This window comes from Polaromonas sp. CG_23.6 (assembly GCF_029892315.1).
GTDB lineage: Bacteria > Pseudomonadota > Gammaproteobacteria > Burkholderiales > Burkholderiaceae_C > Polaromonas.
In genome coordinates, this window is the sequence record NZ_JARXUY010000001.1 from 1,919,012 (window position 1) to 1,945,408 (window position 26,397).

Genomic DNA, 26,397 nt, shown 5'->3' on the forward strand with positions numbered 1-26,397 from the left:
CACATTTTCAATTTCTTTTTGACTGGAGCAAAAAAATGAGCAAGCTTGGATTTATCGGCCTCGGCATTATGGGCGCGCCAATGGCCGCCCACCTGATCGCTGCGGGGCATGAAGTGTTCCTCAACACCCGAAGCAACGTTCCCGCGGACCTGCTGACCGGCCAGGCCACGGCCTGCGATTCGGCCAGGGAAGTCGCTGAAAAAGCCAATATCATTTTTTTGATGCTGCCCGACACGCCCGATGTGGCCAAGGTGCTGTTCGAAGGCGAGGGCGTGGCCAGCGGCCTGAGCCAGGGCAAGACCGTCGTGGACATGAGTTCCATTTCGCCGATGGACACCAAGGAGTTCGCTGAAAAAATCAATGCGCTCGGCTGCGATTACCTCGATGCGCCGGTGTCGGGCGGCGAAGTCGGCGCCAAGGCCGGCAGCCTGACCATCATGGTCGGCGGTCCCGATGCAACGTTCGAGCTGGTCAAGCCGCTGTTCGAACTGATGGGCAAGAACATCACGCTGGTCGGCGGCAACGGCGACGGCCAGACCTGCAAGGTCGCCAACCAGATCATCGTGGCGCTGAACATTGCCGCCGTCGGCGAAGCGCTGCTGTTCGCCAGCAAGGCCGGCGCTGATCCGGCCAAGGTGCGCCAGGCGCTGATGGGCGGTTTTGCCGCGTCGCGCATCCTGGAAGTGCATGGCGAACGCATGATCAAGCGGACCTTCAATCCGGGCTTTCGCATCGGCCTGCACCAGAAGGACTTGGGGCTGGCGCTGGCCGGTGCCAAAACGCTGGGTGTGGCGCTGCCGCAAACCGCCGGCGCGGCGCAACTGATGCAGGTGTGCGCTGCCAACGGCCTGCAGGACCTGGACCATTCCGCACTGGTGCGCAGCCTGGAAATCATGGCCAACCACACGGTGGCCTGAGCCAGCCGCTGCTTCCACACTGTTCAAGGAGACAGACATGACCCTCAATCGACGTGATCTTTTAGGCGCTTCACTGGCCCTTGGCCTGGGCGCCGCCAACGCGCAGCCAGCCAACTGGCCCGTCAAACCGATCCGCATCGTGGTGCCTTACCCGCCAGGCGGTTCGTCCGACATCATTGCCCGGTCGATTGCCCAGCCCCTGTCCGAAGCGCTCAAGCAGTCCGTCATCGTGGAAAACAAGGCCGGCGCAAATGGCAACCTGGGCGCCGATTACGTCGCCAAGTCGGCCCCTGACGGCTACACGCTGCTGTTGTGCGACACCGGCGCGCTGGCCATCAGCCCGTCCGTGTACACCAAGCTGCCTTTCGATCCGTCCAAAGACCTGCGCGGCGTGACCATGCTGGCCTATTCGCCGCACCTGCTGGTGGTGCATCCGTCAGTGCCGGCCAGCAACCTGAAGGAGCTGGTGGCGCTGTCGAAGAAAACCGAGCTGAACTTTGCCGTCACCGCCATGGGCAGTGCGCCGCACCTGGCCGGCGTGGCGGTCGAGCGTGCCAGCGGCGCCACATGGCAATACATCCCTTACAAGGGCGGCTCGCAGGCCATCACCGACACGATTGCCGGCCAGACCCAGATTTTGATGAACGGCATGCTGGCAACCCTGCCGTTTGTGCAAAGCGGCAAGCTCAAGATATTGGGCGTTTCCAAAAGCAGCCGCATGCCCTTGATTGGCGATGTACCGACGCTGGCCGAACAGGGGTTGACCGGTTTCGAGTCTGGCACCTGGCAGGGCATGCTGGTAGCCAACGGCACGCCGCCCGCGATCCTGAACCGCCTCAACAGCGAACTGATCAAGGTCATCCGCCATCCCGACATCCGCGCCAAGCTGGCGGGGCAGGGGGCCGAGGTGGTGACCATGGCGCCGGTGCAGCAGGACGAATTCTTCAACCGCGAAAAAGCCCGTTGGGCAAAGGTCGTCGAGCAGGCCAGCATCAAGCTGGACTGAAAACGCCTGGATATTTATGAAGTAAATGGCACTTTGCGCATGTACTGCGAGCATAGTTTGCTATTAATTTTGTATTTTTATATTCATCCTGGCCTGCGCGGCACCTGGGGCGTTGGATACTGCGGACGGGGAAACCTGAACGGCGGGAATTCAGGCGCCGGCGTGCTGCGGATGCGATTGCGGTAGTACTGCGTCCAGCCGATGGACTGGCGGATGGCTTCCTCTGGCACCCGGTAGGCGCGGCCGTCGCCCAGCAGGCCGCGACCCGTCAGGTCGATGCGCCACCCCGCCGGGACCGTGGCCGGCGCGGGTTCCAGGGTGCGGGCCTCGCCCTCGACCACGGTGATCTGAAGGTAGGCGCCCGCCGGCATTACGGAATAAGCCACCTTGCTGAACTGCTGGCTTTTGGTGCCCAGCGATTCCACGCAGGCATTGGACTTGTCGATAAAAATCCGGCCGCTGCGAAACAGGCTGACGACCAGGCAGTTCAGGTCCTGGAACAGGCTGGGGTCGGTGTTTTCGTCGATTTCGATATAGCCGCCGTTCCAGAAATCGATCTTCATGCGCGTTCCCGGGCCGGTATAAAAGCGGTCGCCGGCCAGCAGCGCCTGGCCCAATTGGGCGGGCTGCCCGGCGCCATGGTTGCCCCGGTCGACAAACGCATTCGGTCCCTCGATGAAGGTGATGCGGCCGACCGGGCGCAGCACGGGTGCCTGCCCCTGGCTGGCGGGAACGGGCGCAGGGGCTGGCGGCAGGGGAGCGCATGCCGGCAGCAGCGCAAGCAGCAAGACCAGCCCGAAGCGGCTGGACGGATAGAGAATACGGTTCAGGGTCATCTGGCGCCTCCTTCCGGGATTAAAAACAGGTTGGTCTGGCCCGTCACCTGGAGCCGTGCAATCGTCTCGCTCGGGTACCACACGGCCTTTCGCTCGGCAGGCAGCCACAGCAGCAGGTTTTTGTCGTTGCGCGTCATGAGGTTGCCGCTGGCCAGCGCACCGTCCCTGAATTCAAGGCTGGCCAGCGGATAGACCGCCGCCCGCACCAGGATGCCGAAAGCCACCGGCAGCAAGAGCGTATAGACCATGCCATAGACGGCCAGCACCAGCCGGCAGGCCCGCGCCAGCATCTCGGGCCGGATGGCCGCAGTGAAGGAAAACGACGCGCCTATGGCGATCAGCAGCACCAGGTAGCCGTCGAGCAGACGCCTGAACTCGGCCAGCAGGAACACATTGCAGCGCTCGCCCTGCATCAGGAGCGAAGCCGCCACATCCGGAGGCAATCCACTGCCGGCCACCGGAATCAAGGCCCGGCAGTCTGCTGCGGCCTGCACGCCGCTGCGAAACAGCAGGCTGTCAATGCGCCCCAGCGCCAAAAGCGGGTAGAAAAAGCGGTCGGTATGCGCAATCAGCAAGACCACCAGCGCCGTCAGAAGCAGCGTGCCCTTGAGCGCCGGACGCGCCGCAGCCAGCGCGGCGCGCCGTTGGGCCAGCCATTCGCCCGCACGCCGCCCACCTCGGGCCAGCGGTCCGATTTCACCCAGAAGCGCCAGCAGCACCAGCACGCCGACGCCGCCGGCGCCCAGGGCCAGCACCATCTGCAGCAGGTGGGCGGTGACGGCGAAAAAGAAGCGTGCGCCCTCCAGCAGCATGTCCTCGTGCTTGAAGTCCACCACCCGGCCCAGCCCAAGCATTGTCAGGTGGGCATGAAAGGCGTAGTAGCCGGTGGCATAGCAGATGGCGGTCAATGCCGCCAAGGCACCGCCAAGCCAGGCAATCGATTCCTTGAGCCGCTGAAGCAGTTCCATGGCCGCCACCCCGATGTGTTTCACGCCGTTCCGGCAGACTGTCTGCTCGCCCATCGATGGCAAGAACCGTGGCGCAATTAGGCAGGCATCGGCCGGATGCTAGCCAACTCTAAACGCAGAGCCGGTGGACAGCGGCATTCCAGCGTGCAGAAAGTTTCCGGATCAAGTAACTGATGTTACGCAGTGAAGTGGATGAGGGTATGGTGACCGCCAGAGCCGTTGGCTGGCAGTACGCCGGCCGGACGCTCAGACTGCTCCAGCCCTGCCGCGAGCCGCGTTTCCTGGTCATTCGCCTGCTTGGCATTGAACTCGCCGGCGCCGCCGATCAGGTGCGTCTTCATGCCTGCGGCGCGCAGCAGCTCCAGACACTCGCGAAATGGTTTCTGACCGGCGCCCATCACCACCCTGCGTTTTGGCCGGGGCGATGTGGATGACCCGTTCGGTTTCATGCCCATCGGGTGGATTGACCAGGCAACCCGCCCGGCTGGCCTTCAAGACGTGGTCCAGTCAGGCCTCGTTTCAGGCAATACAAATGTTTTAGTCCTGGCTTCGTCCCTGCGCAGCATTGTTGAGGAAATCCGGGTCGGCCAGTAAGGGCGGCGCCATGGCGCAAGAATGTTGTAAAGTGATATGACAAGTTTCAGCATTCCATGACCCAACGTTTTCATTCCATCACGCCCGGCGTGCATCTGTCCGAACGGGTGGCCGAGGCACTGTCTGCCGAAATCCGCGCGGGCCGGCCGGCCGCTGGTGAAAAGCTGCCGACCGAAGCTGCGCTGGTCGAGCAGTTTGCGGTCAGCCGCACAGTGGTGCGCGAGGCGGTGTCGCGGCTGAAGTCGCTGGGCGTGGTCGAGTCGCGCCAGGGCAGCGGGGTGTTTGTGCGACAGGCTGCGTTTGCGCCGCTGAATTTCGACACCCGCTCGGCTGCGTCCAGGCAGGCTGTCATTCAAATGGTGGAGGTGCGTCGCGCACTGGAAGCAGAGGTGGCGGCGCTTGCTGCGCAACGCCGAAATGCAACCGACATCGCGCGCATTCGCCAGGCGATTGTGGCCCTGGACGAGGCGGTCAAGGCCGGGGGCGACGGTGCCGATGAAGACGTGAACTACCACCGTGCTATTGCAGATGCTGCGCAAAATCCGTTTCTCATCAGCACGCTGGATTACCTGCGCCAGTTTTTGCGCGGGGTGACGCGTGTGACCCGCGCCAACGAGGCCCGGCGAGCGGATTTTGCCCGCCAGGTTCGCGACGAACACGAAGCCATCGCTGCGGCCATAGAGGCGGGCGACCCCACCATGGCGCGCCGGGCTGCGGCACAGCACATGGACAACGCCATCGAGCGCATCGAGCAGGCCGATCCAGACTTTTGGAAAGAGGCCGGTGTGCAATTGGCAAGCCCCCTGGTGTCCGGCGCCACCCGGCGGTAAGCCTCGCACCCAGTGCATGGACGCTTGTTTCGCATCCCTCGCCGGCACACGGCGGTGTGAAAAATTGAAGCCTCAGCATTCGATCAGACGATTTTCATACCGTGTGAACTCCCCAAAGACGCGATGCGCCCTGGCACGCATATTTGCCGCTACATCCACTTGCAGCACCGCTCGACGCTCCGTCTGATCATGGTTTTATAGAACCCGTTTGAACCCTGCTGGCGCGGCATGTTCAGCCAGATCAGTGAGGGTTTGCAAAATGCTCAGGGTAAACAAGGATGAGCAAACCACCAAAAAGTTGTAGGATGACCATATAAATATTGGCTGAAATTTAAGTTATCCCCTGTTGTGAGACCAACAGGCAAGCCATGAAAAACGAAATTTTTATCTTGAGTGTTCGTTGTTCGCGTGCATCTGCACACCGTTCTCGCAGCGGCCTTTTTTAATACCTGGAGAAAATCATGAAACCCATCACGCGGCGACAGGCCATTGTGTGGAGCGGCACCGCACTCGCCGCCCCACAGCTTGCCATGGCACAAACCTGGCCTTCCCGGCCAATTCGTTTGGTCGTGCCTTTTCCGCCAGGTGGGTTGATCGACAACATGGCGCGTCTCGTCGGCTCCCGGCTGGCGCAGGAACTCGGGCAAGCGGTGGTCATCGACAACAAACCCGGGGCGGGCGGCAATGTGGGCGCCGCTGAAGTGGCCCGCTCGCCAGCCGATGGCTACACCTTGTTGATGGCTTCGCCGCCGCTGACCATCAGCCCGGCGCTGTATGCGAGCCTTCCCTACAAGCCCGAGCAGCTTGCGCCGGTTGCCTTGCTGGGCCGTGTGCCCAATGTGCTGGTGGTCAACCCCAAAAGCGGCATCGGTTCGGTTGCCGACCTGTTGGCACGCGCCAAACGCGAACCCGGCAAGTTGAACTACGCCTCGAACGGCAACGGCACCTCGCTGCACCTCAGTGCCGAACTTTTCAAAAGCACGTCGGGAACGTTTGTCACGCACATTCCCTACCGCGGTGCCGCTGCCGCGGTGACAGGCCTGATCGCGGGGGAGGTCGAGATGATGTTCGAGAACCTGCCTTCGGTGCTGGGGCAGATCCAGGGCGGTACGGTGAAAGCCCTTGCCGTGACAACCCTTCGCCGCAGCAAGACGCTGCCTGACGTGCCCACGCTGGTCGAGCTGGGCATGCCGGAGTTTGACGTCAGCGCCTGGTACGGCGTCGCGGCGCCCGCAGGCACCCCTCCTGCTGTTGTCAGTGCCCTGGAGCAGGCGCTGCAAAAGATCATGCGTGAGCCTGAAGTTATCCGCGCCATGGAGTCCCGTGGTGCCGAGGTTGGCTTCATGCCGGCCGCAGACATGGGCGCCTTTATGGCGGCCGACGCGCAAAAGTGGAAACGCGTTGCCAGCTTTGCAAAAATTACCCTTGGTTGAAGGAGTGAACATGACACCAGTCGCAGGTTTGGTGGGTCTGGGTGCCATGGGCAAAGGCATGGCGCAGTCGCTGCGCCGCGCCGGATATGCACCGCATGTGTTTGACGTTCGGCCAGAAATCGCAAGCGCGTTTGCCGAGGAAGGCGGCGCTTTTGCCAGCCCTTCGCTGGCGGAACTGGCCCGGCAATGTGATGTGATTGTTTCGGTAGTGGTTAACGCCGCGCAAACCGAGGCGGTGCTGTTTGGCCCCGACGGCTGTGCTGCGGCCATGCGGCCAGGCAGTGTTTTCGTGATGTGTTCGACGGTGGACCCCAACGGGTCCATTGCCCTGGAAAAGCGCCTCAATGAACTGGGTCTGCTCTATATCGACGCGCCCATCTCTGGCGGGGCGGCCAAGGCGGCAAGTGGCGAAATGACCATGATGACCTCGGGCGCGCCAGCGGCTTATGCAAAAGCCGAACCGGTGCTTCATGCCATGGCTGCCAAGGTCTACAAACTTGGCGATTCGGCCGGCGCGGGCAGCAAGGTGAAGATCATCAACCAGCTGCTGGCCGGTGTTCATATCGCGGCCGCTGCTGAAGCGATGGCACTGGGACTGCGCGAAGGGGTGGATGCAGCTGCGCTGTACGAGGTCATCACGCACAGCGCCGGGAACAGCTGGATGTTTGAAAACCGCATGGCGCACGTGCTGGCGGCTGACTACACGCCCCTCTCGGCAGTGGACATCTTTGTCAAGGACTTGGGTCTTGTGCTAGACATGGCGCGCGCCAGCAAGTTTCCGCTGCCGCTGTCGTCCACCGCGCACCAGATGTTCATGCAGGCTTCGACGGCCGGTTTTGCCAATGAAGACGACAGTGCCGTAATCAAGATTTTCCCGGGCATTGAGTTGCCAAAAAAAGCATGAGTCCGATCAGCCTCGGCTGCATCGCCGACGATTTCACCGGCGCCACGGATCTGGCCAACAACCTGGTGCGCGCCGGCATGCGGGTGCTGCAAACCATTGGTGTGCCTGACGGCCCCCTGGACGCCGATGTTGACGCCGTGGTGGTGGCCCTCAAGTCGCGCACCGTATCGGCTGAGCAGGCGGTGGCGGAGTCGCTGGCCGCGCTGGCCTGGCTGCAGGGCCGGGGCGCGCAGCAGATCTATTTCAAATATTGCTCAACCTTCGACAGCACGGCTCAGGGCAACATCGGACCGGTGACGGATGCATTGATGGACGCGCTTGACACCGGGTTCACCATTGCCACCCCGGCTTTTCCCGACAATCAGCGCACCGTATTCAAGGGTTATCTGTTCGTCGGCGACGTGCTGCTCAACGAAAGCGGCATGCAGAACCACCCACTGACGCCCATGGCAGACGCCAACCTGGTGCGGGTGATGCAGGCCCAGACCAGACGACGTGTCGGACTGATCGACCACCGGGTGGTGGCGCTCGGTGAAGTCGCAGTGCGCGAGCGCATGGCCCGACTTCAAGCCGAAGGGGTGGGCGTGGCGATTGTGGATGCCGTGTCCAACGAGGATCTGTTGCTTCTTGGCGGCGCCCTCAAGGGCATGCCATTGGTAACGGCAGGCTCCGGCGTGGCGATCGGGTTGCCGGCCAACTTTGGCATCACCCCTTCGCTGCAGGCCAGCCGTTTGCCGGCTGCAGGGGGGCTGCAGGCGGTGGTGTCTGGCAGTTGCTCGCTGGCGACCAACCGGCAGGTGCTGGATTTCATCAAGCGGGGCCATCCCGCCTTCGCCATCGAACCGTTGCGTGTCGCCTCCGGCGTCGATGTGGCGGCCGAAGTGCTGGCGTGGGCCCGTCCGCTGCTGGCGCAGGGTCCGGTGCTGGTGTATTCCACGGCCGATAGCGCTGACGTCAAAGCCGTGCAGTCACGGTTGGGTGCCGAACAAGCCGGTGCGCTGGTCGAGCGTACCTTGGCGACAGTGGCGCGCGGCCTGGTGGAATGCGGTGTAGGGCAGCTTGTGGTGGCAGGGGGTGAAACCTCGGGCGCCTGTGTGCAGGCGCTGGGCGTCACGCAACTACAGATCGGCCCGCAGATTGATCCCGGTGTGCCGTGGTGTCACGCCAGACCAGCGTCCCCGCGATCTGCTCCGAAGGTCATCGCCGACGCCCCAGTGGCTGACGATGTCCCTGCTGCGATCCAGTACGTGCCGGCCATGGCCAGCCACGATGGACTGCACCTGACGCTGAAGTCCGGCAACTTCGGCAGCGACGATTTCTTCACCAAAGCCTTTACCATGCTGGCATGAAGCACCGCCACCACGTTTGCCGTTTTATAGCGGCGTTGCCACCGATGCGAACAGCGGTCTTTCTTGCGGTTGCCTGGCGGGCGACATGACAGGGCTGAGCGAAACCCGGGCGCGCGAAGAAATTTGCCGCGTGGGAAAAAGCCTGTTTGACCGGGGTTACGTGCATGCCACTGCAGGCAATATCAGCGTGCGGCTGGCGGCATCCGAAGGCGGGGGCTTTTTGATCACACCCACCGATGCCTGCCTGGGTTATCTGGACCCGGCACGTCTGGCGCGGCTTGACGCCAACGCAAGGCAGCTAAGTGGCGACACCGCCAGCAAGACCCTTGCGCTGCATGCCGGCGTTTATGCCTCGGCCGAACCGTTTGACCCGGCAACGCAGTGCGTGATTCATACCCACAGCACGCACTGCGTCGCATTGAGCCTGTGCGCCACGGGTGAAGAGTTGTTGCCGCCCATCACGCCTTACTTTGTCATGAAGGTGGGTCATGTGCCGCTCATTGACTACCACCGGCCCGGCGATTGCGCAGCCGCAGCCAAAGTGGCGCAGGCCATCACGCATTACGGGCAGCAAGGAACGCCCGTACGCGCAGTGATGCTGGCCCGGCTCGGACCGAATGTCTGGCACGACAGTCCCGCATCCGCCATGGCCGTGCTGGAAGAGCTGGAAGAAACCGCACGGCTGATGGTGTTGGCAGCGTCGCCGCCGCTGCCCCTGAGCGCAGAGCAGATCGACGCGTTGCGCCAGACCTTCGGAGCGCGCTGGTAGGCTGAATATGGGTTCAATCAGGCTGTAGCCCTTTCCCTGAATGCGCAAGCAGCTATCAATTTAAACGGTTTTTTTATCACCTCACAAAGATCGCCATGCCGAAATTTGCAGCCAACCTGTCCATGATGTACCCCGAACTGCCGTTTCTGGACCGCTTTGAAGCGGCAGCCGCTGACGGCTTCAAAGCGGTAGAGTTTCTTTTTCCGTATGCCTTCGACAAACCTGAACTGGCTGCGCGCTTGAAAGCCAATGGATTGCAGCAGGTGTTGTTCAATGCGCCACCCGGTGGCGTCGATGCCGCCTCCATTGCCATGGCCTGGGACAAGTCCGGTGACCGAGGCACAGCCAGCGTGCCTGGCCGCGAGGCGGAGTTTCGTGCCGGTGTGCTGCTCGCCCTTGACTACGCCGAAGCGCTGGATTGCCCGCGTATTCATGTGATGGCCGGTTTGGTGGCCGAAGGGCAGGAGCGCGAGGACACACAGCCGCTCTATGTGGAAAACCTGCGCTGGGCGGCGGGCGAGGCGGCGAAGTGTGGGCGCGACGTGTTGATTGAGCCGATCAACACGCGGGACATTGCGCGTTTCTTCCTGAACCGGCAGGACCACGCACACGAGATCATTGCCGAGGTCGGCGCGCCCAACCTCAAGGTGCAGATGGACCTCTACCACTGCCAGATTGTCGAAGGCGATGTGGCCATGAAAATCCGCAAGTACCTGCCCACGGGCGCTGTCGGGCACTTTCAGGTGGCCGGTGTGCCCGAGCGCCACGAGCCGGACATCGGCGAAATGAATTATTCCTACCTGTTCAGAGTGATCGACGAGGTGTCGGCGGGCTGCAACTGGGACGGCTGGATTGGCTGCGAATACCGCCCGAAAAAGGGCGGCGAGCCAGGAGGAACTTCGGCTGGCCTGGGGTGGATGCCGCGCTGAGTGCGGGCAAAGCGGCAGCGTGCCAACCAGGTGGTGCCCCGCCATGCGCTAACGCATGCATCACAACAGCATGGAAATCGACATGCACGCCCTACGCACTTTCAGGCAACCTTCAAGCCACTTTTCAAGTGTTTTAAGCTATCAAAATAGTAGCTGCTTGCGCCCGCCAGTATTGAGCTAGCGGCACTTTTTAATTGAATTTGCAGCCTCGGCGACCAGTGCCGGGCCTTTGTAGATCAGGCCGGTGTAGATCTGCACCACGTCGGCACCGGCCTTGATCTTGGACACTGCATCCAGCCCGCTCATCACGCCGCCCACGCCGACGATGGGAAAATTCGTGCCCAGCGCGGCACGCAACTGGCCGATGACGCGGTTGCTGGCGTCGAGCACTGGCGCGCCGCTCAGGCCGCCCATTTCTTCGGCATGTCGCAGGCCTTTGACGGCGTCGCGGCTCAGCGTGGTGTTGGTCGCGACGACGCCGTCCATCGCGTGGCGTTTCAAAGTGGCGGCAATCACTTCGACCTGCGCGTCATCGAGATCGGGCGCAATCTTGACAAAAATCGGCACCCGCTTGCCATGCCGGCCCGCCAGTGTCTCGCGGCGTTCGGCAATCTGGCCAAGCAGGGCGTCCAGCGCCTCGTCGCTTTGCAGCGCGCGCAGGTTCTTGGTGTTGGGGCTGGAAATATTGACGGTCACGTAGTCGGCATGCGGGTACACGCCGTCGAGGCAGATCAGGTAATCGTCCACCGCGTTTTCAATCGGCGTGGCGGCGTTTTTGCCGATGTTCAGGCCCAGCAGCAACGGGCTTTTCGCGCCTGGCTTGCGGATGCTCGACTTCTGCACGTTGGCAAGGAAAGCGTCCAGCCCGTCGTTGTTGAAGCCCAGGCGGTTAATCAATGCATTGGCCTCGGGCAGGCGGAACATGCGTGGCTTCGGGTTGCCAGGCTGGGCTTTCGGCGTCACCGTGCCGACCTCGACAAAGCCGAATCCCATGGCTGCCAGTCCGTCGATGCAGCGGGCGTTCTTGTCCAGCCCGGCGGCCAAGCCCACCCGGTTGGGAAAGCTCAAGCCGGCAAGCTCGATCGGATCGCTGACCCGCGTGCCGCAATACAGGGCTGACAGCGGCGTGCCCTGGGTGCGCGCCAGTGACGCCATGGTCAGGTCATGGGCGGTCTCGGGGTCGAATCCGAATAAAAAGGGGCGGGCCAGGGCATAGGGGAGCAGGGGCATTGGATAATTCGGGCAGAGAGCAGTGGATTTTTATGGGCCTGGCAAAGCGCTTGGCCCCGAAAGGCATGAGCCGCGATTGTCGCAAAAACTGCTTCACCCCAACCGCATTTCCCAACAAAGCACACCATGACCCAAGACGAACTCAAAACCCTGGTGGGCCAGGCGGCCCTGCATTACATCGAGGACGGCAGCATCGTCGGCGTCGGCACCGGCTCGACGGTGAACAAGTTTATCGACGCGCTGGCCAGCATGAAGGACCGGATTCAAGGGGCCGTGTCCAGCTCGAACGCCTCGACCGAGCGGCTGCAGGCGCTGGGCATCAAGGTGTTCGATGCCAGCGAAGTAGACGAACTGGCGGTTTACATCGACGGCGCCGACGAGATCGACCACGCCGGCCACATGGTCAAGGGCGGCGGCGCGGCCTTGACGCGAGAAAAGATCGTCGCCGCGCAGTCGCGCCGCTTCATCTGCATTGCCGACAAGTCCAAATACGTTGCCACGCTGGGCGGCTTTCCCCTGCCGGTCGAGGTCATTCCGATGGCCGCGCGGCGCATTGCGCGCCAGTTCGAGGCCATGGGTGGCGCCGCCACGGTGCGCCACAAGGGCGGCCAGCCGCTGGTGACCGACAACGGCCAGCACATCCTGGACGTGACCGGCCTGAAGATGACCGATCCGCTGGCCTTCGAGTCGCTGGTCAGCCAGTGGCCTGGCGTGGTGACGGTGGGGGTGTTTGCCTTCCAGAAGGCGGATGTGTGCTTGCTGGGAACGGATGACGGCGTTGAAACCCTGCTCTTTTAAGCGGGCTTACATTGATGAGCGCCTTGTTCTTGTCTTTTTCAGCCGGCAGCGGTGATGCGTAACGCAAGAGCTGCTTGTCCACCGGGAAACCATGGCATATGAGCCTGCTTGATCGATTGCGTGCCCGCATCCCGAGCCGTCAGCAGATCAGCCGCAACCGCTGGCTGGCCTGGCTCGGCCCGTGGCTGGACCAGCCCAAGCTCTGGCACTGGTCGCGGCGCGGTGTGGCGATGGGCGTGGCCGTGGGCGTCTTTTTTGGCCTGCTGGTGCCACTTGCGCAGATTCCGCTGTCGGTGGGCGCGGCGATTGTGCTGCGCGTCAACGTGCCGGCTGCCGTGGCCAGCACGCTCGTGAGCAATCCGCTGACCTTCGCGCCGATCTACTACGGCGCCTACCGGCTGGGGATCTGGGTCACGGGCGAGAAGGCAGTGCACAAAGACCTCGAAGTCATCGGCGCGGAGGAGATCGAAAATACCCTGAGCCTGTGGCAGCGCATTGCCGCCCTGGGCAAGCCGCTGGTGGTCGGGCTGTGCATCACCGCCGTCCTGATGGGGCTGCTCAGTTATGCACTGATCTCGCTGGTCTGGCGCTGGCGGACGATGGCGAAACGGCGCGGCAGAAGGCGCTGAGGCTGGCCTGCCTGCCGCCGCCGTTCATGGATTTGAGGTCTTTCCCGGCCGCAACCTTTGCGCCCAGCGTAATGAATCCACGGCAAGGTTCATTGACCCGACCAGCCCGCTCGAATATCTTTGCTGTCAAAGCGATTTTATGGAGCAAAAATGCAGACTCAACCCAGCAGCCGGTCATGGGACACCCGCCGGACCGAAAAAAAACGGCGCCTGGCGCGTGCCGCCGCCTTCACTGACGGCCGGGTGGTTCCGACAGCCGACATTGTTTCCTTTCTTGAAGCGCTGATCGCGCCCGGCGACCGCGTGGTGCTGGAGGGCAACAACCAGAAGCAGGCGGATTTTTTGTCGCGCTCGCTGGCGCAAGTCGATGCAGCCAAGGTCAACGGCCTGCACATGATTATTCCCAGCGTCAGCCGGCCCGAGCACCTGGACCTGTTTGAAAGCGGCATTGCCCGCAAGCTCGATTTTTCCTACGCCGGCTCGCAAAGCCTGCGCATCTCGCAACTGCTCGAAGACGGGCAGTTAGAGATCGGCGCCATCCACACCTACATCGAACTCTATGCACGCCTGTACATCGACCTGACGCCGAACGTCGTACTGATCGCCGGCTTCACGGCCGACCGTGCCGGCAACCTGTACACGGGCGCCAGCACCGAGGACACGCCCGCGCTGGTCGAGGCGGCGACGTTTCGCGACGGCATCGTGATCGCGCAGGTCAACGAGATCGTGGACGATGTGGGCGACCTGCCGCGCGTTGACATTCCGGGCTCATGGATCGACTTTGTGGTGAAAGCTGACAAGCCCTTCTTCATCGAGCCGCTGTTCACCCGCGACCCGCGCCTGATCAAGCCGGTGCACATCCTGATGGCGATGATGGCGATTCGCGGCATCTACGAGCGCCATCAGGTGCAGTCGCTGAACCACGGCATCGGCTTCAACACCGCCGCCATCGAGCTGATCTTGCCGACCTATGGCGAGTCGCTCGGGCTCAAGGGCAAGATCTGCCGCCACTGGGCGCTCAATCCGCACCCTTCCCTGATTCCGGCCATCGAGTCGGGCTGGGTCGAGAGCGTGCATTCGTTTGGCGGCGAACTCGGCATGGAAAAGTACGTCGCGGCGCGGCCCGATGTGTTCTTCACCGGCGCCGACGGCTCGATGCGCTCGAACCGCGCGCTGTGCCAGCTGGCGGGCCAGTACGCGGTCGATCTGTTCATCGGCTCCACCCTGCAGGTTGACGGCGACGGCCACTCTTCGACCGTCACCCGGGGCCGGTTGTCAGGCTTTGGCGGCGCGCCCAACATGGGCCACCAGCCCGGCGGCCGGCGCCACTGCACGCCCGCCTGGCTCGACATGCTGCAGACCGACAGCCCGCTGGAAAAGGGCCGCAAACTGGTAGTGCAGATGGTCGAGACCTTCCAGGCCGGCGGCAAGCCGACCTTCGTCGAGGAACTCGACGCAGTGCAGGTTGCCAAAGATTCAGGCATGGCGCTGGCGCCGGTGATGATCTACGGCGACGACGTGACCCATGTGCTGACGGAGGAGGGCATTGCCTACCTGTACAAGGCGCAGTCGCTGGCGCAGCGCCAGGCGATGATCGCAGCCGTCGCGGGCGTCACGCCGATTGGCCTGCGCCATGACCCGGCGCAGACGCGGCAGATGCGCAGCGAAGGGCTGATCGCGCTGCCGGAAGACCTGGGCGTGGACCGATCCAAAGCCACACGCTCGCTGCTCGCGGCCAAGAGCATGGCCGATCTGGTGGATTGGTCGGGCGGGCTGTACGAGCCGCCGGCCCGGTTCAGGAGCTGGTAATGAAGGCATTGGACCTTGAATTCCTCCCTGCACCAAGCCACTCGTCAAGGCTGGCAGTGCAGGCGGTCGATGCGCTGCTCGACGAAGCGCGGCTGACGCCCAAGCCGGGGCTGGTGGACCGCCGGGGCCGGGGCGCGCACACCGACCTGGACCTGGAGCTGATGTGCCGCTCGGCCTGCGCGCTGGCGCCGGCATTCATTGAAATGGCCGAGGTCGCACGCGACGCCGGCGCGCCCACGCTGGGGCTGCGCGAATCGCTGGGCCGGATTGGCCGCGAAGCCGAGGCCGCCATGATGCAGACGACACAGGGCGTCAACACCCACAGAGGCGCGATCTGGGCGCTGGGCCTGCTGGTGGCCGGCGCAGCGTTGGAGTCCGAGGCGACCAGCCCGGCGCGAACGGCGCAGCTGGCCGCCGCCATTGCCCGCATGCCGGACTGCCATGCACCGCAAGTGACCGGCAATAAGGGTGAACGCGCCTGCCGCGACTTTGGCGTCACTGGCGCACGCGGCCAGGCTCAGGCCGGATTTCCGCAGGTCATCGAGCGCGGATTGCCCGAACTGCAGCGCAGCCGCGCGCGCGGGAATAGCGAAACGGCGTCCCGCCTCAATGCGCTGCTGGCCATTTTGAGTGGTCTGGACGACACCTGCGTGCTGTCCCGGGCCGGGCCGGCCGCGTTGCGGGCGCTGCAAGACGATGCCGCCGACGTGCTGGCCGGAGGCGGCGTGGCCAGCCTGACGGGCCGGCGTCTGCTGCATCAACTCGATGCACGAGCGCTGGCCTTGAATGCCTCGCCGGGCGGTGCGGCCGATCTGCTGGCCGCCACCTTGTTTCTCGATCGCCTGGACCTTCCGGTCTGCAGGCCTTCACTTAATTGAAAGCTGATATGGAAACCTTTGATTTTCAATACCCTGCAGGCCAGCCCGCTGGTGGGCGGGTGATGGTCGGCGTTGTTGGCTCCGGCGACCTTGAAGTGCTGCTGGAGCCGGGCACGGCGGGGCAAACCCGCGTGCGCGTGACGACCTCGGTCAATGGCTATGGCGCTGTCTGGCAGGCGCAGCTCGACCGGTTGTTCAAGGCCGATGCACAGGGCTGGCCTGCGGTAGCGCTTGAGATCAACGATTTTGGCGCGACACCGGGCGTGGTCGGCATGCGCGTGGCGCAGGCCTTCCAGACGCTGGGTGATGCGGCCCCAGGAGAAAAATCATGAGCGCTTTGCCCCTGGGCCTGACGGGCCATGACAGCTTTGTCGAACTCGACGCCAGGGCCCGGGTGCGCGCGCTGCTCGATGCCGGGACATTTCGCGAACTCATCGACCCGTTCGAGCGCATGACCTCGCCGTGGCTGGCCCGCCAAGGCGTGGTGACGCAATCGGACGACGGCGTGGTGGTTGCCAAGGGCTGCATCGACGGCCAGCCGGCCGTCGTGCTGGCGATTGAAGGCGCGTTCCAGGGCGGCAGTCTGGGCGAGGTTGGCGGGGCAAAGATGGCCGGCGCGCTGGAACTGGCGGCTGATGACAACCGCCAAGGCGTGCCGATGCGCGCCGTCATCCTGTTTGAAACCGGCGGCGTTCGCCTGCAGGAAGCCAACCTGGGCCTGGCCGCCATTGCCGAGATCCATTCGGCCATTGTCGATCTGCGGCAGTACCAGCCGGTCATCGGCGTGATTGCCGGCAGCGTGGGCTGCTTTGGCGGCATGTCGATTGCCGCGGGCCTGTGCAGCTACCTGGTCGCCACGCGCGAGGCGCGGCTGGGCCTGAACGGGCCGCAGGTGATCGAGCAGGAAGCCGGCATTGCCGAATACGATTCGCGCGACCGGCCCTTCATCTGGAGCTTCACCGGCGGCGAGCAGCGCTTTCGCACCGGGCTGGTCGATGCCTATGTCCAGGACGACACCAGCGACATCCGCAGCGCCGTCGTCGGCCTGCTGGCGCGCGGCCGCCCCGGCGTCGAGCGCAGCGACCAGTACGCGCACTACCTGGCGCGGCTGTCGTCTTACGACGCCGGCGTGCAGGCCACGCCCGACATCGTGCGGCAGGTCTACAACGTCACTCACACCGATAGCGTCAATCGCGTCAACAGCGCAGGAGCCGGACATGAATGAGCAAACCCCAAGCCGTGGCGCCATCTGGCTGGCTGCCCTGACCGACAACGCTGACGTGTTGCGGGGCTATCCGCCCTCGGTTCGCGTGGCCGATGCGATGCTGGCCGGCCAGCCAGCGCGCTACATCGCAGTGGTGCCGGATGCCGAAAGCAGCTACCCGCGTGCGCGTACCGGCGAGACAGGGCTGATCGAAGGCTGGGCGCTGGCGCAGTCCGTGCATGAGGCCATCGCGGCGGATCGCGAGGGCGCCAAACGCGCCATCGTCGCGGTGATCGACGTCAGCAGCCAGGCCTATGGCCGACGCGAGGAGGCGTTTGGCATCCACCAGGCGCTGGCTGGCGCCGCCGGGGCCTATGCGCAGGCGCGCCAGCAGGGCCATCCGGTGATCGGCCTGATCGTCGGCAAGGCCATGTCGGGCGCCTTTTTGGCCCACGGCTACCAGGCCAGCCGGCTGATTGCCTTGAACGACGACGGCGTGATGGTGCATGCCATGGGCAAGGCCGCCGCCGCCCGCGTGACGCTGCGCAGCGTCGAAGACCTTGAACGGCTGGCCGCCGACGTGCCGCCAATGGCCTACGACATTGCCAGCTACGCCACGCTGGGCTTGCTGTGGAAGCTGGTCGATGTGGCCAGCGCCGAACATCCGTTGGCGGCCGACTTGGAACATGTGCGTGGCGCGCTCGTGGCCGCACTGGACAACATCAAAACCGACCCTGCGGCTGACTTGCGCAGCCGTCTGGGCGGCGTCAACCGGCAGGCTTCGTCGCGCGTCCGAGAGAAGCTGCGCGCGCAGTGGTGAATGCACCTGCCGCCATCCATCGTCCGCACGATCTGCTGTGGCCGGTGGCGGCTTCGGCATTGATTTTTTCGGAACCGCCGCCGTCGTGGGCCACGCCGGCCTGGCTTGCCGCGGCCCCGGTGGTGGTGCGGCGCGCCACGCTGGCTGACGCGGTCCAGGTGCCGGTGGGGCTGCGCGGCATCACCCGCAGCGAGCGCTGTGCTGCCCGGCTGGCGGCTGGGCACGTCGTGCGGGTGCTCACGCCGGAGCAAATTGCCCACAGCGCGGCAGTCAGTGTCCGGGTGCGCAAATCGCCGCTGGCCTGCCTGCAAGCGCTGGCCCGGCTCGGCCCGAAACTCGACGCCCTGCCGCTCGCATGGGGTGTAACAGGCGGAGTCGGATTTTTTCTGGCCAGCGGCTGCGATGTGCTGCGCCCCGGCAGCGACCTGGACCTGATCCTGCGCGTGCCGCTGGCGCCCGATGCCGATGCCTTGCGTGCAGTTGCCCAGCTGCTGCACGACCTTGATGCGCGCGTCGATGTGCAGGTCGAGACACCGTTTGGTGCCTTTGCCTTGAACGAGTGGACGCGCACCGGCGGGGCGGTTTTGCTCAAGACGAACCGAGGCCCCGTCCTGACCGACAACGCCTGGGCGCGTCCGGACCCGGCTTTTTTCAGTGCTGCCTGCTGCCCCATGCCGGCATGAGCATCCTGTTCACCTTCCCGGGTCAGGGCGCACAACGCGCCGGCATGCTGCATGCGTTGCCGCACAATGCGCTCGTGCGCGAGGTGATGGACGAGGCCAGCGAGGTGCTGGGTCGCGATGCCCTGGCGCTGGACAGCGATGCAGCGCTGCGTTCGTCCGTCGCGGTCCAGCTTGCCTTGCTGATCGCCGGCGTTGCCACGGCGCGCCATTTGATCCGCGAGGCCGGTCCGCCCGATGCCGTGGCCGGCTTGTCGGTGGGCGCCTATCCGGCGGCGGTGGTTGCGTCGGTGCTGTCCTATGCAAATGCGCTGCGGCTGGTCGAGCGCCGTGCCCGGCTGATGGAAGCGGCCTATCCCTGCGGCTATGGCATGACCGCGATCCTCGGTCTGGAGCGTGCCGCGCTGGAGCCGCTCATTGCCCAGGTGCATTCAGCCGTTTCACCCGTTTTCCTGGCCAACGTCAATGCCCCGACGCAACTGGTGGTGGCCGGCGCGCATGCCGCCATGGCGCATGTGGCTGAACTCGCGCAGAAGCGGGGCGCCTATGCCGCCAAGCCGGTGGCGATCAGTGTTCCGTCGCACTGCCCGCTGCTTGACGCGCCGGCAGCCGAACTGGCGCTGGCCATGGCTGCTGTGCCGGTGGCTGCGCCGCGCCTGCGCTACTTCAGCGCCAGCCTGGGCCGCGCGCTGAGTGCGCCCGCCCTTATTGCCGACGACCTGGCGCGCAACATGGCGTTGCCGGTGAAATGGCACGACACCAGCGTGCTGGCCCACGAGCACGGCGTTCGCCTGAGCGTTGAAATGCCGCCGGGCAGCGTGCTGACCAAGCTTGGCGGGCTGGCGTTTCCCGATGCCGTGTCGGTGGCCGCAGCCGGCACCCGCACCGACACGCTGGCGGTCCTGATGGCGCGGGAGCGGCAGCGCGAACAATAGGTGTCGGGGTCAATGCAGGCCGATGAGAGCCTGCCGCCAGCTTTGCAAACGCATGACGCCGCGCGGCATGGGTTTTAAGACCGCTGCGGCCTGGGCTTGCTGTGGTGCCGGTCTTGCCAAAAAACAGGATTTTAAGCATGAAATATGCCTCTGGCGCTTGACTGGCATGTACAAGCAGCTATATATTTAATAGCAATAAGCTGTTTTTGCCTTGACTGGCGTGATGCACAGTCAGCGCAAATGTCCTTAACCGATCAATGCGCGCGTGGCAAAGAACAGCACCGACGGCCCCATCAGGCAACCCAGCCCTGTGTAGAACGTCGAGGTCATGGCGCCGTAGGGCACCAGCTTCGGGTCCACCGCTGCCAAACCGCCGCAGACGCCGCTGGTGGTGCCCATCATGCCGCCGAAGATCATCGCCGTACGGGGGTTGTCCAGGCCGATCATTTTGGCAAAGAAGGGCGTGCCGATCATCACCATCACCGACTTCACCAGTCCTGCGGCGATGCTCAGGGCGATCAGCTCGGAACTGGCGCCGATGGCCGCGCCAGTCACCGGTCCCACGATATAGGTCACTGCGCCGGCCCCGATGGTGGTGATGCTGACTGCGTCGGTGTAGCCGAAAGCCATTGCCACGGCACCGCCGACGACAAAAGACAAGACCACGCCCAGTAACAACGAAACAATGCCGCTGACACCGCACTTGCGCATGTCTGTCAGGGTGGCGCCATAAGCGGTTGACACAATGGCGAAGTCGCGCAGCATGGCGCCGCCCAGCAGCCCGACGCCACTCAGCAGCTTGAAGTCAACCACGCCATTCTTGCCGCCGGTCACGACGCCGCCGATGTAGGCCATCAGCAGTCCGAGCATGATGGCCAGGGCCGACCCCTGCAGGTGGCCACGCGTCAGCCGTGCCGACAGCACATACGACACCCACATCGTGACGCCCACGACGGCAAAAGCCGTCAGCAGCCCATTTTTGACCAGCGCGCTGGTCAGGATGTCCAGCGTGCTGGTCATGCCGTTTCTCCTGAACGGTGCTGGCCGGACGGCGGCTGATCTGAGGGTTGCAGTTTGGGCCTGCCGATCCGGTCGACGACCGGTATCAGCGCGAAGCAGATCACCGTTGCCAAAGCACCCGCGATGATTGCCATCGGGCCACCCTTGATCGCGCCAAGCACGTTTTGCTGCGCGGCCATGGCCACCACGATCGGGATGTACATGGCCGTCCAGAAAGCCACGCCTTGGGACGACTGCTGCACGAATCGTCCGGTGTTCTTGAGATGTTCTGAGAAAAACAGCAGCAGGATCATCGCAAAACCGACGCCCCCTACATTTGCCTTGACACCGATTGCCGCGCCCAGCAGGTCGCCGATGAGTACCCCGAGCAAGGTACAGATGGACAGCAGCGCTACCCCGTAGATGATCATGATGCTTGTCTCCTATTACACCGCCAGTATTCGGCCGAATGGTTAGAAACCGGGTCCCGCACAAGCCGGAAGGTTTGCCGCGTTGGTTTCTTGAGTGCGACTTTATCGGCGCCGGCAAGGCAGATCAATTAACGCGCAGGCGTCACGATTTCAGTGGGTGAAACAGTCGGGGGTTAACCCTGAAGTCACGCCAGCAATTGCCGCGACAGTCGGCAGACCGATGCCAGCGCCAGTAAATTCGGGTCGCGCTCGCGGGTGCGCAGGAAATTGAGAGCGATATGCTGGCGCATCAGGAACCTCGGCTGCAGCGGAATCAATTGCACCTTGTTCGGAATCACGTCGCGCACCCGGCCCGGCAGCAGCGTGCAACCAATGCCGCCGCTGACCAGATTCATGAGCGAGAAAATGTCGCCCACCTTCATGGCAATGCTGGGTGTGAAGCCAGCAACCCGAAAGGCTTCTACAAAGCCTGAATAGGTGGCAAAGCCCTCAGTCAGGCTGACAAAGCGCTCGTCAGCGCAGGCGCTGAGGTCTACAGAGTCCAGGTTCGCATAAGGGGAACCGACGGGCGCGGCAAAGTAGATGTCGTCATCGAACAGCGCAATGGATTCAATGTCGGCCTCGCCTTCGGAATCCGCCATCAGGGTTGCATCGACCAGACCCTGCCTGAGCTTTTGCAGCAGGTCCGCATTGGAGCCCAGTATCAGTTCGGTTTGCAACTCCGGCTTGCGCAGCTTGATGCCCATGATGAGCGTAGGCACAGTCTTGATGGTGAGCGAATACAACGAGCCTATCCTGATGCTGCCAGCCGCATAGCCTCCAGCCTGCCGGGTCGAGGTGATACCGTCGGCCATCAGTTTGAGCACGTCGCGTGCTACTTCGGCCAGCGCCTGCGCAGCATCGGTAGGCAAAAGGTTGCGGCCTTCAGGCCGGAAAAGGGTGCAGCGTACCCCTTCTTCGAGTGAGTGAAGCGCACGATGCACGCTGACCGTACTGACATCAAGCCGCTCGGCCGCACGCGTCAGGCTGCCGGTTTCCATGTAAGCCAGCAAAACTTCCAGCTTGCGGAAGGTGATCTCTTCGCTGATTCGTTGGTGCATTCTGGCCTTTCTGTTTTGCATTGTGCCAAACGTGCCGCCAAAACTTCGAAAACAAAGCAGCGCCTGCGCTCAACCGGGCTGTTGATCGGCGAGCTCGAATTACAGGCTGTTCACATCGGTCAGAATTTGATGCCGCCCGGATTGCTGCTGTTGGCAGGTGCCTGTACGGGGCGTAACGCAGGGGTTTTCTTCGCTGTTTTCGGCTCGCTGTTTTCGCCAGAAGGAGGCGATGCCGGCAAGAGCGACTCGGCTACCAACGGCACTGGCCTGGGCAATCGGTAGCTGGGCAGCAGGACCGAAGACTTTGGATAGTCCGCAGCATTTAGGAACTGGGTCCATTCCGCATCGGAAAAACCCTTGAGATGCTGGCCGCCAATGGTCAGAAAGGGCAATAAGGTTTCGCCGCTCAGACGTTGAAGCGCCTCGGTATCGGCGACCGTGATGACCGTTTTTTCATTGAATGGAACGCCCCGACGGGTCAGCAATGAACGGCCTGCGCCGCAGGGCGCGCAGTTTTCGCCGGTGTACAGGACCACCGGGTACTTGAGCACCACCTGGCGAAGTTCGAACGGCAGGCCGGCTGGTGTGTTGTCACCTGCGCCGCCAGATACATTGACTTCGCTGACTCGGGTATTGGGCGCCGACACTGGCGGTGGCCGGTCCGAAAAAATCAGCCTGCCATCCGGCCCGACGATGCGGTAAATCTGCTGCGCCTGCACCTGCAATGAAGACAGGGCGCTGGCTGCCAGCCCCAGCATCAACAGTGCCTTGAATCCGGAAAAACACAATGCGCTTGATTTCATGGTTCCGGTCCAGTTTTTCAAAGTATTTTCAGCATGGGTTTCAAGCCATGCCCTGATGGCGCAGCAAGGCGTCGAGTGAAGGTTCACGGCCTCGAAATGCCTTGAACGACTCCATGGCCGGGCGGCTTCCGCCCGATTCGAGAATCGCCTGGCGGTATTTTCTGCCAGCTTGCACGCTGACGGTTGACTTGTCGTTTCCTGCTTGGTCGTTGGCGGCTGCGGTTTCTTCAAAGGCCGCATAGGCGTCTGCCGACAGTACTTCAGCCCACTTGTAGCTGTAGTAGCCCGCCGCATAGCCGCCTGAAAAGATATGGCTGAAGGTGTGCGCTGTACGGCTGTAGGCTGGCGCAGAAATGACTGCCACTTCGCGGCGCACCTCGCCCAGCAGGCCCATCAGGTCCTCGTCCGGGTTGTGCGAGGTGTGCAGCAGCATGTCGAAGAGCGAAAACTCGACTTGGCGCAATGTCTGCATGCCGCTCTGGAAATTCTTGGCAGCGAGCATCTTGTCGAACAGTGCGCGGGGCAGTGGCTCGCCCGTGTCGACATGCGCCGTCATCTGTTTTAGCACGTCCCATTCCCAGCAGAAGTTTTCCATGAACTGGCTCGGCAACTCGACCGCGTCCCATTCGACGCCGCTGATGCCCGACACGTCGTGCTCGTTGACCTGCGTGAGCATGTGGTGCAAACCATGGCCGAACTCGTGAAACAGCGTGGTCACGTCATCATGCGTCAGCAGCGCGGGCTTGCCGCCGACGCTGTCGGCAAAATTGCACACCAAATGCGCAACAGGCGTTTGCAGCATGCCGGTGTCGGGGCGCAGCCAGCGGGCCCGCACATCGTCCATCCAGGCGCCACCGCGCTTGCCGTTGCGGGCTGGCTGGTCAAGGTAGAACTGGCCGACCAGTTGGCCATCGCGCTCGATGCGGTAAAACGCCACGCCCGGCTTCCACACAGGCGCTGAATCCTCGCGAATCTGCACCTCGAAGAGGGTTTCGACGATCTTGAACAGGCCCGCCAGCACCTTGGGTGCGGTGAAGTACTGCTTGACTTCCTGCTCGCTGAAGGCATAGCGCTCTTCCTTGAGCTTTTCACCAATGTAGGCATAGTCCCAGGCCTGGGGGGCCGACTGGTTCAGTTTCTCAGCCGCAAACCTGCGCAGGTCGGCAATGTCTTTTTCCGCATAGGGACGGGCGCGGCGGGCCAGGTCACGCAGAAAGGTCACGACTTCTTCGGGCGACTTGGCCATCTTGGCCACCACCGAGACCTCGCCGAAATTCTGGTAACCCAACAGCCGTGATTCTTCCTGACGCAAGGCCAGGATTTCCTGCATCACCGCGCTGTTGTCAAACTGGCTGAATTCAGCCGGAGCCTGATCGCTGGCGCGCGTGGTGTAGGCCTTGTAGAGCTTCTCGCGCAGGCTGCTGCTTTCGGCAAATTGCATCACCGGCAGATAGCTTGGCATTTTCAGGCTGAGCCGATAGCCGGCCTTGCCCTCGGCTTCAGCCTGCGCCTTGGCGGTTTGCAACACGTCTTCTGGAATGCCTTCCACTTCATCATCGGTGGCGTAGTAAGCAAACGCATCCGTAGCGTCAAGCGAGTTTTCACTGAATTTCTGGCTGAGTTCGGCCTGGCGCTCCTGAATAAGCGCGAATCGTTCCTTGGCCGCACCCGTCAGTTCGGCGCCCGAAAGCACAAAGTTTCGGATGGCATTCTTGTGTGCCTGGCGCTGCTCGTCATTCAGGCTGCCCGCGTCGATGGCCTTGTACTTGGCATACAGGCGTTCGTCAGCGCCCAGGCGCGTCCAGAATTCGGTGACGCGGGGCAGGGCGGCATTGTAGGCGGCACGCAACTCAGGTGTGTCCGCCACGCCGTTCAGGTGACTAACGGCGCCCCAGGCACGGCCAAGGTTTTCTGTGGCCACATCAAGCACGCCGGCAATACCACTCCACGTCGCCGGAAAGTCATCTGCCGTGACCTGCTCCAGCGCCGTTTCGGCTTTGGCAAGCAAATCGTCCATCGCCGGGCCGACATGCTCGGGCAGGATCTGGTCAAACAGGGGAAGGTCAGAGAAGTCAAGAAGTGGATTTTTCATCATATTTAACTGTGGGCGGCTGGGGTAAATCTAAAGGCCGCAAGTTTTTTTATACATGAAAAAGCAAAAACCGACCAGCGAAGTCGCAAGGTCGGTTCAGGGCTTGGAGAAAGTTCAGTCTTGTGACCGTTTCTTGACGCTGACTTGCTGGCGGGGCTTGGCGCGCTTGACGCTGCCGCCCGGTGTGAGGCGCTGGTTGCCCAGCACCCGCAGGGTCTTGACTTCTGGCCGCTGGCCATAGCGCGAACTGTTCTTCAGCACTTTCACGTCGCGCGGGCCGGCCATGCGGTCTTCGCTGACCTTTTTCTCTTTCTCGGGAACCGGCCGCCAGAACACCAGCAACTTGCCGATGTGCTGGATGGGCGCAGCGTCAAGTTCTTCAGCCAGCGAGCGGAACATGTCTTCGCGGCCTGCACGGTCGTCGGACTGGACCCGTACCTTGATCAGGCCATGGGCACTCAAGGCGGCGTCGATTTCCTTTTTTACATTGTCGGTCAGGCCGTCGGAGCCAATCATCACGACGGCATTGAGATGGTGCGCTTCAGCGCGGTGGTCTTTGCGCTGGGCAGGGGTAAGTTGTATTTGAGCCATGCGCAATTATCGGCGGTGTCGGGAAGACGACAATAGGCCGCATGAAAGTAAATGCCAAGTCAGACCACAAACTCCTCCCGAAATCGACCTCCAAGGTCGCCACCAAGGGTGATGCAAAAGGTAAAAAAGTCAACAAGGCGTGGCTACACGACCATATCAACGACCCCTATGTGAAGCAGGCCCGCAAGGAAGGCTATCGCGCCCGCGCTGCTTTCAAGCTCAAGGAAATGGACGAAACGCTGGGATTGGTCAAGCCCGGCGACTGCGTCGTCGACCTGGGCAGCACGCCGGGCGCGTGGAGTCAGTATGTCCGGCGCAAGCTCTCGCCAACCGGCGCCGCAGCGGGAGCGCTCAATGGCCGCATCATCGCGCTGGACTTGTTGCCCATGGAACCCATTGAAGGCGTGGCCTTTATACAGGGCGACTTCCGCGAACCCGACGTGCTGGAAAAACTGGAGCAAGCGTTGCGCTCAGAGCAGGGCGCTGTCAAGGTGGACCTGGTGATTTCGGATATGGCGCCCAATCTGTCCGGCATTGAGTCGGTGGATGCGGCGCGCATCGCCCATCTGGTCGAACTGGCGGTGGAATTTGCCCAGTCCCGCATGAAGCCGGACGGCTCACTGGTCGTCAAACTGTTTCACGGCAGCGGTTATGACGATCTTGTCAAGCTGTTTCAGGCCAGTTTCAAGGTGGTCAAGCGCATGAAGCCCAAGGCTTCGCGTTCAAATTCTTCTGAAACCTTCTTGATTGGCAAGGGTCTGAAAAATATGACATGAGGATGAAATTACGTTCGTAACGCTGAAATATCCGGTTAAATCCGTGTTCTGCACAGGGATGCAAAGCCTTAATCGCCGGTCTGGCCT

Annotated in this window: 28 protein-coding genes; 18 read left to right on the top strand and 10 right to left on the bottom strand. The window is 62.9% G+C overall.

Annotated elements, in window-relative coordinates; translation table 11 throughout:
* Positions 1-35 precede the first annotated feature (35 nt).
* Both glxR and H4V98_RS09060 read left to right on the top strand, forming a co-directional pair.
* Positions 36-917 carry a 2-hydroxy-3-oxopropionate reductase gene (gene glxR, locus H4V98_RS09055; protein ID WP_196862803.1) on the top strand — a complete coding sequence of 294 codons (882 nt, stop codon included), beginning with the start codon at positions 36-38 and terminating at the stop codon, positions 915-917.
* A 37-nt stretch (positions 918-954) separates the two neighbouring features.
* On the top strand, positions 955-1,923 hold the full coding sequence (locus H4V98_RS09060) for a tripartite tricarboxylate transporter substrate binding protein (RefSeq protein WP_196862802.1): 969 nt from the start codon (positions 955-957) through the stop codon (positions 1,921-1,923).
* An 83-nt stretch (positions 1,924-2,006) separates the two neighbouring features.
* Here H4V98_RS09060 and H4V98_RS09065 read toward each other — a convergent pair whose 3' ends face one another.
* The 3 genes from H4V98_RS09065 to H4V98_RS09075 all read right to left on the bottom strand — a co-directional run bounded on the left by H4V98_RS09065 (position 2,007) and on the right by H4V98_RS09075 (position 4,182).
* The gene (locus tag H4V98_RS09065) at positions 2,007-2,759 is read right to left on the bottom strand and encodes a hypothetical protein (RefSeq protein ID WP_196862801.1); all 753 of its coding nucleotides are present in this window, start codon (positions 2,757-2,759) and stop codon (positions 2,007-2,009) included.
* Positions 2,756-3,751, bottom strand: coding sequence for a hypothetical protein (locus H4V98_RS09070; RefSeq protein ID WP_196862800.1), 996 nt, complete (start codon positions 3,749-3,751; stop codon positions 2,756-2,758). The genes H4V98_RS09065 and H4V98_RS09070 overlap by 4 nt, the downstream gene beginning before the upstream one ends.
* A gap of 152 nt (positions 3,752-3,903) precedes the next feature.
* Positions 3,904-4,182, bottom strand: coding sequence for a hypothetical protein (locus H4V98_RS09075; RefSeq protein WP_280757459.1), 279 nt, complete (start codon positions 4,180-4,182; stop codon positions 3,904-3,906).
* A gap of 195 nt (positions 4,183-4,377) precedes the next feature.
* Here H4V98_RS09075 and H4V98_RS09080 point away from each other — a divergent pair, with 195 nt between their 5' ends.
* The 6 genes from H4V98_RS09080 to otnI all read left to right on the top strand — a co-directional run bounded on the left by H4V98_RS09080 (position 4,378) and on the right by otnI (position 10,535).
* Complete coding sequence (locus tag H4V98_RS09080; RefSeq protein WP_196862798.1) at positions 4,378-5,151, top strand: FadR/GntR family transcriptional regulator; 774 nt, start codon at positions 4,378-4,380, stop codon at positions 5,149-5,151.
* A 461-nt stretch (positions 5,152-5,612) separates the two neighbouring features.
* Positions 5,613-6,584 carry a tripartite tricarboxylate transporter substrate binding protein gene (locus H4V98_RS09085; protein ID WP_196862797.1) on the top strand — a complete coding sequence of 324 codons (972 nt, stop codon included), beginning with the start codon at positions 5,613-5,615 and terminating at the stop codon, positions 6,582-6,584.
* 10 nt (positions 6,585-6,594) lie between these two features.
* Positions 6,595-7,488: an L-threonate dehydrogenase gene (gene ltnD / locus H4V98_RS09090; protein WP_196862796.1), complete on the top strand. Its 894-nt coding sequence runs from the start codon at positions 6,595-6,597 to the stop codon at positions 7,486-7,488.
* Positions 7,485-8,837, top strand: a complete 1,353-nt coding sequence (gene otnK / locus H4V98_RS09095; protein WP_280757460.1) for a 3-oxo-tetronate kinase — start codon at positions 7,485-7,487, stop codon at positions 8,835-8,837. Before ltnD ends, otnK begins: the two co-directional genes overlap by 4 nt.
* Before the next feature lie 94 nt (positions 8,838-8,931).
* Entirely contained in the window at positions 8,932-9,606 is a 675-nt protein-coding gene (locus H4V98_RS09100; protein WP_280757848.1) for an aldolase, read from the top strand.
* Between the two features lie 95 nt (positions 9,607-9,701).
* Positions 9,702-10,535: a 2-oxo-tetronate isomerase gene (otnI, locus tag H4V98_RS09105; RefSeq protein WP_196862794.1), complete on the top strand. Its 834-nt coding sequence runs from the start codon at positions 9,702-9,704 to the stop codon at positions 10,533-10,535.
* 177 nt (positions 10,536-10,712) lie between these two features.
* Here otnI and H4V98_RS09110 read toward each other — a convergent pair whose 3' ends face one another.
* Positions 10,713-11,765, bottom strand: a complete 1,053-nt coding sequence (locus H4V98_RS09110) for a quinone-dependent dihydroorotate dehydrogenase (protein WP_196862793.1) — start codon at positions 11,763-11,765, stop codon at positions 10,713-10,715.
* Positions 11,766-11,891: 126 nt separating this feature from the next.
* Here H4V98_RS09110 and rpiA point away from each other — a divergent pair, with 126 nt between their 5' ends.
* The 9 genes from rpiA to mdcH all read left to right on the top strand — a co-directional run bounded on the left by rpiA (position 11,892) and on the right by mdcH (position 19,518).
* Positions 11,892-12,563: a ribose-5-phosphate isomerase RpiA gene (rpiA, locus tag H4V98_RS09115; protein ID WP_196862792.1), complete on the top strand. Its 672-nt coding sequence runs from the start codon at positions 11,892-11,894 to the stop codon at positions 12,561-12,563.
* A 98-nt stretch (positions 12,564-12,661) separates the two neighbouring features.
* Entirely contained in the window at positions 12,662-13,192 is a 531-nt protein-coding gene (locus tag H4V98_RS09120; RefSeq protein WP_280757461.1) for a DUF2062 domain-containing protein, read from the top strand.
* 150 nt (positions 13,193-13,342) lie between these two features.
* Positions 13,343-15,001 (top strand): malonate decarboxylase subunit alpha, encoded by a 1,659-nt coding sequence (gene mdcA / locus H4V98_RS09125; protein WP_196862790.1) that lies wholly within the window; start codon positions 13,343-13,345, stop codon positions 14,999-15,001.
* A complete protein-coding gene (locus H4V98_RS09130) occupies positions 15,001-15,879 on the top strand; it encodes a triphosphoribosyl-dephospho-CoA synthase (protein ID WP_196862789.1) in 879 nt (292 codons plus the stop codon). Before mdcA ends, H4V98_RS09130 begins: the two co-directional genes overlap by 1 nt.
* A gap of 8 nt (positions 15,880-15,887) precedes the next feature.
* Positions 15,888-16,211: a malonate decarboxylase subunit delta gene (locus tag H4V98_RS09135; protein WP_196862788.1), complete on the top strand. Its 324-nt coding sequence runs from the start codon at positions 15,888-15,890 to the stop codon at positions 16,209-16,211.
* The gene (locus H4V98_RS09140; protein ID WP_196862787.1) at positions 16,208-17,104 is read left to right on the top strand and encodes a biotin-independent malonate decarboxylase subunit beta; all 897 of its coding nucleotides are present in this window, start codon (positions 16,208-16,210) and stop codon (positions 17,102-17,104) included. Before H4V98_RS09135 ends, H4V98_RS09140 begins: the two co-directional genes overlap by 4 nt.
* Positions 17,097-17,903 (top strand): biotin-independent malonate decarboxylase subunit gamma, encoded by an 807-nt coding sequence (gene mdcE, locus H4V98_RS09145; RefSeq protein WP_196862786.1) that lies wholly within the window; start codon positions 17,097-17,099, stop codon positions 17,901-17,903. Before H4V98_RS09140 ends, mdcE begins: the two co-directional genes overlap by 8 nt.
* Positions 17,900-18,586: a malonate decarboxylase holo-ACP synthase gene (locus H4V98_RS09150; protein ID WP_280757462.1), complete on the top strand. Its 687-nt coding sequence runs from the start codon at positions 17,900-17,902 to the stop codon at positions 18,584-18,586. Before mdcE ends, H4V98_RS09150 begins: the two co-directional genes overlap by 4 nt.
* The gene (gene mdcH / locus H4V98_RS09155; protein ID WP_196862784.1) at positions 18,583-19,518 is read left to right on the top strand and encodes a malonate decarboxylase subunit epsilon; all 936 of its coding nucleotides are present in this window, start codon (positions 18,583-18,585) and stop codon (positions 19,516-19,518) included. Before H4V98_RS09150 ends, mdcH begins: the two co-directional genes overlap by 4 nt.
* A 246-nt stretch (positions 19,519-19,764) precedes the next feature.
* On the opposite strand, the gene madM is transcribed toward mdcH, so the two are convergent.
* From madM to H4V98_RS09185, 6 genes are all read right to left on the bottom strand, one after another.
* On the bottom strand, positions 19,765-20,538 hold the full coding sequence (madM, locus tag H4V98_RS09160) for a malonate transporter subunit MadM (RefSeq protein ID WP_196862783.1): 774 nt from the start codon (positions 20,536-20,538) through the stop codon (positions 19,765-19,767).
* A complete protein-coding gene (gene madL, locus H4V98_RS09165; RefSeq protein ID WP_196862782.1) occupies positions 20,535-20,948 on the bottom strand; it encodes a malonate transporter subunit MadL in 414 nt (137 codons plus the stop codon). Before madL ends, madM begins: the two co-directional genes overlap by 4 nt.
* Before the next feature lie 185 nt (positions 20,949-21,133).
* A complete protein-coding gene (locus H4V98_RS09170; RefSeq protein ID WP_196862781.1) occupies positions 21,134-22,048 on the bottom strand; it encodes a LysR family transcriptional regulator in 915 nt (304 codons plus the stop codon).
* Between the two features lie 119 nt (positions 22,049-22,167).
* Positions 22,168-22,851: a glutaredoxin domain-containing protein gene (locus H4V98_RS09175; protein WP_196862780.1), complete on the bottom strand. Its 684-nt coding sequence runs from the start codon at positions 22,849-22,851 to the stop codon at positions 22,168-22,170.
* Between the two features lie 40 nt (positions 22,852-22,891).
* Complete coding sequence (locus H4V98_RS09180) at positions 22,892-24,943, bottom strand: M3 family metallopeptidase (protein WP_196862779.1); 2,052 nt, start codon at positions 24,941-24,943, stop codon at positions 22,892-22,894.
* Positions 24,944-25,057: 114 nt separating this feature from the next.
* On the bottom strand, positions 25,058-25,534 hold the full coding sequence (locus H4V98_RS09185; RefSeq protein ID WP_029525222.1) for a YhbY family RNA-binding protein: 477 nt from the start codon (positions 25,532-25,534) through the stop codon (positions 25,058-25,060).
* A gap of 41 nt (positions 25,535-25,575) precedes the next feature.
* Here H4V98_RS09185 and H4V98_RS09190 point away from each other — a divergent pair, with 41 nt between their 5' ends.
* The gene (locus H4V98_RS09190; RefSeq protein WP_196862778.1) at positions 25,576-26,310 is read left to right on the top strand and encodes an RlmE family RNA methyltransferase; all 735 of its coding nucleotides are present in this window, start codon (positions 25,576-25,578) and stop codon (positions 26,308-26,310) included.
* Positions 26,311-26,397 lie beyond the last annotated feature (87 nt).